Consider the following 3,720-nt stretch of genomic DNA (forward strand, 5'->3'; position numbering starts at 1 on the left):
ATGTATTCGGTGACTGATTCACCGCTTTCGCGAGCAAGCCCGCTCCCACATTTGACCTACGCGCCTTCTAGCCTGGCGCGCGAGTTTCTCCTCATAAGCTAATTCGAAAATGTTATTTATTTTCGGATTCTTAGATCATTTAGTCTTCTCACACGCCGACCTCCGGCCGCCTGATGAGGACTTCCCCCTTGAAACTGCACTTCCCCCTTCGCCTCTTGGCGGCGTTGTCCCTGGCCGGTGCCAGCCTGTTTGCCCAGGCCGCCGACGTGACCATCGCTTACCAGACCACCGTTGACCCGGCGAAAGTCGCCCAGGCCGACGGCGCTTACGAAAAAGCCACCAACGCCAAGATCGACTGGCGCAAATTCGACAACGGTGCCGACATCATCGCCGCCATCGCTTCCGGTGACGTGCAGATCGGCTACCTCGGTTCCAGCCCGCTGACCGCTGCCGTGACCCGCAAGGTTCCGGTGGAAACCTTCCTGATCGCCACCCAGATCGGCGGGGCCGAGGCCCTGGTGGCCCGCAATGGTTCCGGGATCAACAGCCCGCAGGACCTGATCGGCAAGAAAGTCGCCGTGCCATTCGTTTCCACCGGCCACTACAGCCTGCTGGCCGCGTTGAAGCACTGGAACATCGACCCGTCCAAAGTGACCGTCCTCAACCTCGCCCCGCCGGCCATCATCGCCGCCTGGAAACGTGGTGATATCGACGCCACCTACGTGTGGGACCCAGCGCTTGGCGTAGCCAAGGAAAACGGCAAGGTGCTGATCACCTCCGGCGAACTGGCCAAGTTCGGCGCGCCGACCTTCGATGCCTGGATCGTGCGTAAGGATTTCGCCGAGAAGCACCCGGAAATCGTCACGGCCTTTGCCAAGGTCACCCTGGATGCCTACGCCGCTTACCGCAAAGACCCACAAGCCTGGCTGGCCGACAAAGGCAACGTCGACAAACTGGTGAAGCTCTCCGGGGCCAAGGCCAGCGACATTCCGCTGCTGCTGCAAGGCAACGTCTACCCGCTGGCGGCTGACCAGGTCACCCTGCTCGGCGCACCGACCACCAAGGCTGTCACCGATACCGCCGCGTTCCTCAAGGAACAAGGCAAGGTCGACGCCGTACTGCCGGACTACGCCCCGTACGTCAGCCCGAAGTTCATCACTAACTGATACCAGGAGTTAACCGCGATGGCCTTGCTACAACTGGAGCGCATCAGCGCACAGTACCCAGGCAGCCCGGAGCCAGTACTGGCAGATATTTCCCTGAGCCTTGGGCCCCAGCAATTACTGGTGGCCCTCGGCCCTTCCGGCAGTGGCAAGACTTCGCTGTTGAACCTGATTGCCGGCTTTGTCGAACCCAGCGCCGGGCGCATCACCCTTGACGGTGTGCCGGTAAAAGGACCGAGCGCCGAACGCGGCGTCGTGTTCCAGGACGACGCCCTGCTGCCCTGGCAGGACGTGCTGGCCAACGTCGGCTTCGGCCTGGAGTTGGCAGGCGTGCCCAAGGACCAGCGGGAAATCCGCGCCCGGGAAATGCTCGCCCTGGTGGACCTCGCCGGTTTCGACAGCCGTCGTATCTGGCAACTCTCCGGTGGCCAGAAGCAACGTGTCGGCCTGGCCCGTGCATTGGCTGCCGACCCCCGCGTACTGCTGATGGACGAACCCTTCGGCGCCCTTGATGCCTTCACCCGCGAACAGATGCAGGAGCTGTTGCTGCAAGTCTGGCGGCGCACGGCCAAACCGGTATTCCTGATTACCCACGACATCGAAGAAGCGGTGTTCCTCGCCACGGATTTGATTCTGCTGGCGCCCAACCCCGGCCAGATCGTCGAGCGCCTGAGCCTGGACTTCGGCCAGCGCTACGCCGCCGGCGAGTCGGCACGCGCGATCAAGTCCGACCCGCGCTTTATCGAAACCCGCGAACACGTGCTGGGCAAGGTGTTCTCCCAACGGCAGGTGTCCGCATGAGCAGTTACGAATTACCGGCCACGGCCACCAAGCCGGCGAGCAAACCCGTCGTGCCCGTACGCCGCAGCCTGAGCACCCGCTGGATCAGCGTGCTGACCCTGGTGACCCTGGTTGCCATCTGGTGGGCCGTGACCGCCAGCGGGCTGATCGAGCCGCTGTTCCTGCCACCGCCTTCGGCCGTGCTGCAAAAAGGCTGGCTGCTGGCGACCACCGGCTACATGGATTCCACCCTGTGGCAGCACCTGGGCGCGAGCCTCAAGCGCATCGGCCTGGGCCTCGGCTTTGCCGTGCTGACCGCCGTGCCGGTGGGGATTGCCATCGGTTCCAACCGCATCGCCCGGGGCATTCTCGACCCGCTGATCGAGTTCTACCGGCCGATTCCACCACTGGCCTACCTGCCGCTGATCGTGATCTGGTGCGGCATCGGCGAACTGTCCAAGGTGTTGCTGATCTACCTGGCGATTTTTGCGCCGATCGCCATCGCGACCGCCACCGGCGTACGTACCGTCGACCCGGCCAAACTGCGCGCCGCGCAGTCGTTGGGCGCTACCCGGGCACAACTGATTCGCCATGTGATCCTGCCGAGCGCCCTGCCCGACATCCTCACCGGCGTGCGGATTGGCCTGGGCGTGGGTTGGTCGACCCTGGTAGCCGCAGAATTGATCGCGGCCACCAGCGGCCTGGGCTTCATGGTGCAGTCCGCCGCGCAATTCCTGGTCACCGACGTGGTGGTGCTGGGGATTCTGGTGATCGCGCTGATCGCCTTCGCCATGGAAATGGGCTTGCGTGCCCTGCAGCGCAAATTGGTGCCGTGGCATGGCCAGGCACACTGAAAAATTTTCGACGAGAATCCCATGAGCAGCCTGACCGTAACACCTCTCAGCACCGCCCTTGGCGCCCAGATCAGTGGCGTCGACATCACCCAACCGTTGAACATTGAAGACCGCGACGCCATCGAACAGGCGCTGCTCAAGCATTCGGTGCTGTTCTTCCGCAACCAGCCGATCAACCCGCAGCAACAGGCGCGGTTCGCGGCGAATTTCGGCGACCTGCACATTCACCCGATCTACCCCAACGTGCCGGAGCAGCCAGAAGTGCTGATCCTCGACACCGCCGTGACCGACGTGCGCGACAACGCCATCTGGCACACCGACGTGACCTTCCTGCCCACCCCGGCCCTCGGTGCGGTACTGAGCGCCAAGCTGCTGCCGGAGTTTGGTGGCGATACGTTGTGGGCCAGCGGGATTGCCGCGTATGAGGCGCTGTCCGAGCCGTTCAAGAAACTGTTGGACGGTTTGACGGCAACCCATGACTTCACCCGCTCCTTCCCGCTGGAGCGTTACGGCAACACGCCGGAAGATTTGGCGCGCTGGGAAGAAGCCCGGCGCAAGAACCCGCCGCTGTCTCATCCGGTGATTCGTACCCACCCGGTGAGCGGGCGTAAGTCGCTGTTCGTCAGCGAGGGGTTCACCAGCAAGATCAACGAACTGGAGCCGGCGGAAAGCGACGTGGTGTTGAAGCTGCTGTTTGCCCATGCAACACGGCCGGAATTCACCATTCGCTGGCGTTGGCAGGAAAATGACGTGGCGTTCTGGGATAACCGCGTGACCCAGCATTACGCGGTGGATGATTACCGGCCGCAGCGGCGGGTGATGCATCGGGCGACGATTCTTGGAGATGTGCCGTTCTAGCAGGCACACCACAAATCAAATGTGGGAGCGGGCTTGCTCGCGAAAGCGGTGAATCAGTCGACATA

Annotated in this window: 4 protein-coding genes; all 4 read left to right on the forward strand. The window is 62.9% G+C overall.

The window, feature by feature from the left end; translation table 11 throughout:
• Nucleotides 1–188: 188 nt before the first annotated feature.
• Genes tauA through tauD form a run of 4 tightly spaced genes read left to right on the forward strand, consistent with a single transcriptional unit; the run spans nucleotide 189 to nucleotide 3,655 of the window.
• Complete coding sequence (gene tauA / locus ACW9I6_RS31400) at nucleotides 189–1,166, forward strand: taurine ABC transporter substrate-binding protein (protein WP_457340204.1); 978 nt, start codon at nucleotides 189–191, stop codon at nucleotides 1,164–1,166.
• Between the two features lie 18 nt (nucleotides 1,167–1,184).
• On the forward strand, nucleotides 1,185–1,964 hold the full coding sequence (gene tauB, locus ACW9I6_RS31405) for a taurine ABC transporter ATP-binding subunit (RefSeq protein ID WP_023659332.1): 780 nt from the start codon (nucleotides 1,185–1,187) through the stop codon (nucleotides 1,962–1,964).
• Nucleotides 1,961–2,797: a taurine ABC transporter permease TauC gene (gene tauC, locus ACW9I6_RS31410; protein ID WP_003213163.1), complete on the forward strand. Its 837-nt coding sequence runs from the start codon at nucleotides 1,961–1,963 to the stop codon at nucleotides 2,795–2,797. The genes tauB and tauC overlap by 4 nt, the downstream gene beginning before the upstream one ends.
• 21 nt (nucleotides 2,798–2,818) lie before the next feature.
• A complete protein-coding gene (gene tauD, locus ACW9I6_RS31415) occupies nucleotides 2,819–3,655 on the forward strand; it encodes a taurine dioxygenase (protein WP_003213162.1) in 837 nt (278 codons plus the stop codon).
• The last annotated feature ends 65 nt before the right edge of the window (nucleotides 3,656–3,720 follow it).

This window comes from Pseudomonas sp. SDO5522_S412 (genome assembly GCF_054071215.1).